The organism is Nostoc mirabile CHAB5784 (assembly GCF_020829645.1).
GTDB classification, from domain to species: domain Bacteria; phylum Cyanobacteriota; class Cyanobacteriia; order Cyanobacteriales; family Nostocaceae; genus Nostoc; species Nostoc mirabile.
The window spans coordinates 1-6,147 of record NZ_JAIVFS010000212.1; the positions used below are offsets into that span (position 1 = coordinate 1).

The 6,147-nt window shown below is 43.3% G+C and carries 8 protein-coding genes and 1 pseudogene; 5 read left to right on the forward strand and 4 right to left on the reverse strand.

The window, feature by feature from the left end; genetic code table 11:
- A pseudogene (locus LC653_RS44170) lies at positions 1 to 496 on the reverse strand (hypothetical protein); the annotation flags it as partial.
- A gap of 85 nt (positions 497 to 581) precedes the next feature.
- On the opposite strand from LC653_RS44170, the gene LC653_RS44175 reads away from it, so the two are divergent.
- The gene (locus tag LC653_RS44175; protein ID WP_372478307.1) at positions 582 to 1,112 is read left to right on the forward strand and encodes an Alr2735 family protein; all 531 of its coding nucleotides are present in this window, start codon (positions 582 to 584) and stop codon (positions 1,110 to 1,112) included.
- Between the two features lie 290 nt (positions 1,113 to 1,402).
- Here LC653_RS44175 and LC653_RS44180 read toward each other — a convergent pair whose 3' ends face one another.
- From LC653_RS44180 to LC653_RS44190, 3 genes are read right to left on the reverse strand one after another with little or no spacing between them, the layout of a single operon-like run.
- A complete protein-coding gene (locus LC653_RS44180) occupies positions 1,403 to 1,798 on the reverse strand; it encodes an ImmA/IrrE family metallo-endopeptidase (RefSeq protein ID WP_308189253.1) in 396 nt (131 codons plus the stop codon).
- A 6-nt stretch (positions 1,799 to 1,804) separates the two neighbouring features.
- Entirely contained in the window at positions 1,805 to 2,002 is a 198-nt protein-coding gene (locus tag LC653_RS44185; protein WP_229501579.1) for a hypothetical protein, read from the reverse strand.
- A 41-nt stretch (positions 2,003 to 2,043) separates the two neighbouring features.
- Positions 2,044 to 2,400, reverse strand: a complete 357-nt coding sequence (locus LC653_RS44190; protein ID WP_229501580.1) for a helix-turn-helix domain-containing protein — start codon at positions 2,398 to 2,400, stop codon at positions 2,044 to 2,046.
- A gap of 98 nt (positions 2,401 to 2,498) precedes the next feature.
- Here LC653_RS44190 and LC653_RS44195 point away from each other — a divergent pair, with 98 nt between their 5' ends.
- From LC653_RS44195 to LC653_RS44210, 4 genes are all read left to right on the forward strand, one after another.
- Positions 2,499 to 3,023 carry a multiubiquitin domain-containing protein gene (locus LC653_RS44195; protein ID WP_229501581.1) on the forward strand — a complete coding sequence of 175 codons (525 nt, stop codon included), beginning with the start codon at positions 2,499 to 2,501 and terminating at the stop codon, positions 3,021 to 3,023.
- A 4-nt stretch (positions 3,024 to 3,027) separates the two neighbouring features.
- Entirely contained in the window at positions 3,028 to 3,408 is a 381-nt protein-coding gene (locus LC653_RS44200) for an E2/UBC family protein (RefSeq protein ID WP_229501582.1), read from the forward strand.
- A complete protein-coding gene (locus tag LC653_RS44205; RefSeq protein ID WP_229501583.1) occupies positions 3,405 to 4,703 on the forward strand; it encodes a ubiquitination-like system serine protease family protein in 1,299 nt (432 codons plus the stop codon). The genes LC653_RS44200 and LC653_RS44205 overlap by 4 nt, the downstream gene beginning before the upstream one ends.
- A 310-nt stretch (positions 4,704 to 5,013) precedes the next feature.
- Entirely contained in the window at positions 5,014 to 6,039 is a 1,026-nt protein-coding gene (locus tag LC653_RS44210) for a hypothetical protein (RefSeq protein WP_229501584.1), read from the forward strand.
- The last annotated feature ends 108 nt before the right edge of the window (positions 6,040 to 6,147 follow it).

Below are 6,147 nucleotides of genomic sequence, written 5' to 3' on the forward strand. Positions count from 1 at the left end.
GGTCTACACCAAACCTATGAGCAATGTCATACTCCTCATCTTCAGTTGGCAGTGCATTTAGTGTCAGTAAATGCTCCAAAAAAGGTTGCGACCCCCCTAAAGGCAAACCATCATCCGTAAAAGGTAATCTATGTTCGTGCATCGGCTGCTCAAATACCGCAGAGCGGGTATTTTGTAGCCACGCTGCAACCTCACTCCTTTTTGGCGGGTCTATCCCTAGTCGCTCGCATTCTTCGACTAACTCGTTTGATAATTGCGATTCTACTGCGGATGCGGAGAGGCTGCGCGATCGCACTACTAAATCCTGCAACCACTCTTGTAGTTTTCCTGTCTCTGGTAGCTGCAAACCAAGCGTTTGACAAGCAGCTACAAACTCTTGTCCAATAACAGCTTCCCGATGCAAATTTTTCAAAAATGCAGCATACTCGTCTTCCGATAATACATTAAGCTGCTGCTGAAAAAACTTCTGAATTTCTCGACTTAAAGCTTGGGACAAACAAGCAGCTTGAATTATTTGCGCTGACTTAAATAGGTAAGTGGTCTTTTAAGACCAACGAAATTAATGCAAGGTCAATCTTATCATGCCAGCAACTATCACATCAATCCCTTACTCCCAAAAGCATCAACTAAACCCAAATCCAACCGCACATATCGAAACCAGTAGTCTGGAATATTTGCACGTTGCTTTCCTACTCTACGAATACAAAACTACCTATAGCAAAAAAGAATACCGAACTCTGCTCGATACATACGGTTGGGATAAAGGAAGCTGTGAGGAAAAACGAGCGCTTAAAATAGCCGAAAACTTTCAAGAATTTTTAACTTGTCCTCAACACCTAGCACCAATTCCAGTAACAATACTTCTCAGGCTGTGTTCTCTTCAATACAAATCAATTATCAGTCAATTACAGGATTACCCAATTGGGGGATTAACCTGTGAACTGGTGCTGGAGTTAATCGAAGAGAGGAAAGCCCTCCTTAAAACCCAAAAACAGGAACAACAAAAACAGATATCAATCTGGCGTAGAACTCCAAAGGGCGTTCGCCCTTGGCGTTGGCGAAGCCATCGCTACTGTCAGTTTCCTCCTCAGTGGGAGGAAGATATCGGGTAGTGAAGAAAAATTTTTCTTATCAAATAATGGACTGTTTAGTTATAAATACGCTATCGAAAATCACAAATTATTCTCACCAGAAATAGCGCCTATTGCTAGTTAAAATCAGCTATAATCTGAATCTACTACAGCCTGTCAAATATGGCAGGCTAAAAACGAAAAAGACTTACTTGACCAAGTTTATGAATATAGATGACAGTATTATTAACTTTTGATTTCATATAAAATTTTTGATTGATGATTGCCAGGATTTTATTAATTTTTGCAGTTAAACTGATTCAACTAGCCCTCTAACGAGATAAAATTCGTTTTCGCGCTCCAGTAACATTAATACGCATATTGATAACTTCCTTGCTAGCGTGGTAATATTCAACAGCCTCATCTATTGTCATTCCAGTTTGAACGATATGGAGGGCAGCTTCTTCTGAAATTAAAAGTGCCGGAGCTAACCAGTTTGCTTCATCTTCATATTCTTGGTTAAAATTCCGGCATCCGCATTCGTTGAAAACTTCATCTGGCTGGTGTTGAAGGATGCCATGACTTAACTCGTGAGAAACATTAGAAGCCTGACGTAGAAGGCTGTGAGCGTCATTGTGAACAATTATTCTTTGTGTACCATAAAACACTGTTATCGCAGAAAAACTTTTTATGTCTTTTTCTGTGAAATAGCGAACCTCTTTAGGAATTTTATTTTAAAATTCCGATAGTGGAACAATGGGAATTGCTATTTCAAATTCCGATAGTGGAACAATGGGAATTGCTAAATGTTCAGCAAGCTGCCAAGGGCATAAGGGAGCGTGTGGTTTTATACCAAGCTCCTCTCTAAACTCCTTCGCATAAGCACTTGCCTCCTTCTTAAAGCCACGACGGAACTTCGCCTTACCTGGCATAAGCATTTGCCTCCTTCCTAAAACCACAGCATAATGTCATCTTATTGATCCTTGCGAAGCTTCTCGTAAGCAGCTTTGATGACGGCTTCCATTGCAGATGCAGCTTCCGGCGTTAAATGGGGGTCTGCACGCAAATACGCCGTAATTTTAGCGAGTGGTTCGGATTCAGTTGGAGTATCCTGTTCGCGCTTGATGAAGGAGTCTGCTTTCAGCCCAGACCATGCGAGCATTGCCGCCATACTGTCTACATCTGGTCGTCTACCTTGCGCGATCCGAGTCAAGGTAGACGCACTAACACCAGATTTTTCGGCAACTTGTTTCCAGGTCATACGCTTAGACAGCCGTTGGCTGTCCAATGCTGCATAAAAAGCTTCAACATCAAACTGTCCTTTTGCCATTTCATCTCCAATTTCACTCTTGCAATTTTAAATCATGTGTGCAATATAATGGATGAAATTTCACATATGAAATTGAAAGTCACTTTTGCAACAAAATTATGACGAACAATATTGTGGTTGATGAGATTGAACTGGAAGTGTGGGTCAAGCAGCACGGGGCTGTACAACCACCGCTTGCAAAACGCTACGTAGTGCGGATTGATGACCGAAGTTACAAAGTAGACGACCCCGTGATTACGGGAGGGCAGCTGCTTGATGAAGCAAGCAAGAGACCTGTGGATGAGTACCTCATCTTCCAAGTGCTACATAACGGTCAGTTAGAAGAAATCCGCCTTGATGAAGCCGTTGAACTCAGAAAGCCTGGTATCGAGCGATTCATTACTTGGCGCAGCGATCGCTCCTTCCGTTTTGTTATCGACGGTCGGCGATTTGAGTGGGGCGCGCCAATTATCACAGGGCTGAAGCTGAAGGAACTTGCTGGCGTTGACCTTGCATCCTATGGAGTTTGGCTTGAACTACGTGGTGCAGAAGACCGCCCAATTGCTGATAATGAATCTGTCGATTTACAAGCACCAGGGGTTGAGCGATTCTTCACTGGTAAAAAGACTACAACGGAGGGTTAAAGCAATGAGTTTTTTACCCTTAAACGATCGCCAATACCTGGAAAACAGGGGTTTACCTTTTGAAGAAGTGGTAGATGCCAGTCAAAAGGGCGTTATTTTACGCGAATTTCAGTTACCACCTGGCCGTTTTGATACTGAACAGGCAGATATCCTAATTCTATTGCCGAGCGGATACCCGGATGCACCCCCCGATATGTTTTACCTGCTGCCGTGGGTAAAGCTGGTACAGGGTGCAAAATACCCAAAGGCAGCCGATCAACCACACCAATTTAATGGTCAGAAATGGCAGCGATGGTCGAGACATAACAATGAGTGGCGACCTGGTACAGATGGCATATGGACAATGCTCAAACGGATTGAAAATGCTCTGGAGGTGGCTGCTTGAATACTGTAAGCTTGACATTGCAAGAGCAACACTCAAATTACCTGCACGAATTGCTATTAACCATAGATGGTAAAGAGCGAGCGGCCTATGTCTTGTGTGGACAGGCCGTTATCAATGCCGACCCTTGGGATGGGCAGCTGCACCAAAAATTCATTTCTTATGAAGTAATACCAGTGCCAGAGGATGAAATTGTTTCTTTCTCTGCCAAACACATTACCTGGAAAACGGATTCTTTTGTTCGGGCATTGCAAGCGGCACAAGCAAAAAACCTGACGCTAGCCATTTTCCACAGTCATCAAGAAGGTTTGGGAAAATTCTCTATCCAGGATGATACTAACGAACCAGACTTAATTCAACTAGCACAAAACCGCAACGGCTCAGATACACAGATTTTAAGTGTTATCCTAATGCCGGATGGAAATTTGATTGGTCGCCTCTGGGTTAGTTCGCAGGAAGTTATTTCCTTGCGGATGATTCGTGTTATTGGGCAAAAAATGCGTTTGCATTATCCAAACTGGGGACTGGGGATTTCTCCTCCAGCATTCCAGCGACAGGCTTTAGCTTTTGGGGAGGCCCTCAATCAAGACTTATCGATGTTGCGTGTTGGAGTCATTGGTTGCGGCGGTACAGGAAGTGCGATCGCCATGTTGCTGCCAAAGATGGGTATTCGGAACATTGCACTTTTCGATAAAGATATTGTTGAGGATACGAATTTAAATCGGCTACACGGTGCGCGTCAGCCAGATGCTGATGCTATGAGTCCCAAAGTTGAAGTTGTTGCCAAGTCACTTGTGGAACTTGGACTTGGTGTTCAAGTGAGAACATATCAAGCTTGGATTGGAGAAGCAGACTGCTGCGATCCCCTAAAAGCGTGCGACGTAATTTTTTGTTGCACTGATGACCACACGGGTCGCCTAATGCTGAATCGGTTTGCCTACTACTATGCAACACCTGTGTTTGATATGGGTTTAGCAATTGAGGTTTCTCTAGGGGAAACGCCCAATTTTCAGGCTTTGGATGGTCGCGTCACGGTGCTTGCACCTGCACCAGGACACACCTGTCTATTGTGTCGTGAAGTTATAAATCCTGTGATTGCACGGGATGAAGCATTGAAACGTAGTAATCCTGATGAGTACGAACGCCGTAAGGCAGAAGCCTACGTCATTGGAGAAGGAAACCCCATTGATTCGTTGGGACGACCAACACTTCATCCTTCTGTTAGGCAGCTTAACGAATGCCACTGCCACTTTTGGGTGCGTCAGGGAGTTGTTGAATGGTGCGCTGATTCTGGCTGATTAGTAGTGTGCAGAGAGATGGTATAAATGCGTCAACTTTTAAAAATGATTTAGACCTGCTTACTTGGTTTTGGTGCTATCACGTAGGTAATGGTTGTGAGTTAACTAACGAGGGTCAAAATAATTCGTAATTGATAATTCGTAATTCGTAATTATTACCCCACACCTAAAGGTGGGGGCTTGAATAATGAATAAATTTCTTTTTTTCATTAATAAATTAAGGGGCTTGTACCCTTAATGAATTAATTATTAATTACGAATTACGAATTACGAATTATTCGGTCAAGTTTTAATTAATACTTCATTATCTTTGGCAGAGCAATTTACCCCTGATTTATCTCTCCATAATTCTCCTGTTGATACCAAAATCTTGTATGCACTTGTGAGGCGGGACTGTCTTCGAGTTGTGGAGGGACGGATAGCTGTTACCCATCGCTTTGTAGGAGACTGTGCAAGGTTTCGGTATCTTTTGGAAAATCGCCGTCAACTAGAGGTGAGTGATCTGGCGACGAGACTCAGAAATCCTCTTTGGTCTCAGCCAATGCGCTGGTTTGCCTTGTACCTTGCTATGGAGCCGGAAGAGACTGAAACATGGCAAGAATTGCTTCAAGAAGCATTAGAAGGTAATCATTTACAGCTACTTGACCTACTGCTTGATGGTGTAATTTTGAGCAGCAAGCCTTGCTCTGTTCTTCAAGTTTCTTTGGGGGATGAGCTTCCATTTTTAATTGAACGTCTTCTCTCTCGCCTTTTTGCGATCGCAACATTTCCCAATCCTTATCTTGCAGAAACTTCCCAGTCTATGTCCGCAGCAGTAAGGCTGGCTGCACAGGAGAGTATAACGGGTATTCCAAAACCACATCTTTGGAAACCTGTTTGGCGTTGGCTCATATCTCAAAACCAAGAGGCTGTAGTCGAGGAATCTGGTTTAGTCTTCAAAGCAGCTGAAGCTTGGCTTGACTGGGGAATATTTGCAGAAAAATTTCCACTTCGGGTTGAGGTCGCAGAGTTTATCCTTGATTTGGCACAGAAAGTATTATTGCCTGACCCCAGCCCGCAAGAACGGGTTGATCGTGACTTGCAAGAACAGTTTGTTAGCCCAAGCGAGCTTGCCGAGCTTGCAAAGCTAAAACATAGAGAACTATTACCCAAAAAATCTACGCGGAAGAAACGTTACTACTTAGGTGATTTCTCAACAAATGCTTTTGCATGTATAGTTTTTGCACTAAGGATAGTTCCGGAACGCTCAGTATGGCTTTTAAGGGCTTTGTCAGGGCGAGAAATCACTCCTGCAACAAGATTAGAACCCACCGAAACATTATTAAAAGCTGGTTAGAGATATATTTTCCCTGAAATGAAGTTATTTATGTAGTGATTGACCGGACTAATTGGGGGTGTATTAATCTGTTAATGATTAGTGTGGTTTGGGATAAAAGGTCTATTC

Bases quoted from the DNA above. Each gene is read 5' to 3' on its own strand.
- LC653_RS44185 (WP_229501579.1), bottom strand. From the start codon at position 2,002: ATGCCAGGTAAGGCGAAGTTCCGTCGTGGCTTTAAGAAGGAGGCAAGT.
- LC653_RS44200 (WP_229501582.1), top strand. From the start codon at position 3,028: ATGAGTTTTTTACCCTTAAACGATCGCCAATACCTGGAAAACAGGGGT.
- LC653_RS44195 (WP_229501581.1), top strand. From the start codon at position 2,499: ATGACGAACAATATTGTGGTTGATGAGATTGAACTGGAAGTGTGGGTC.
- LC653_RS44190 (WP_229501580.1), bottom strand. From the start codon at position 2,400: ATGGCAAAAGGACAGTTTGATGTTGAAGCTTTTTATGCAGCATTGGAC.
- LC653_RS44175 (WP_372478307.1), top strand. From the start codon at position 582: ATGCCAGCAACTATCACATCAATCCCTTACTCCCAAAAGCATCAACTA.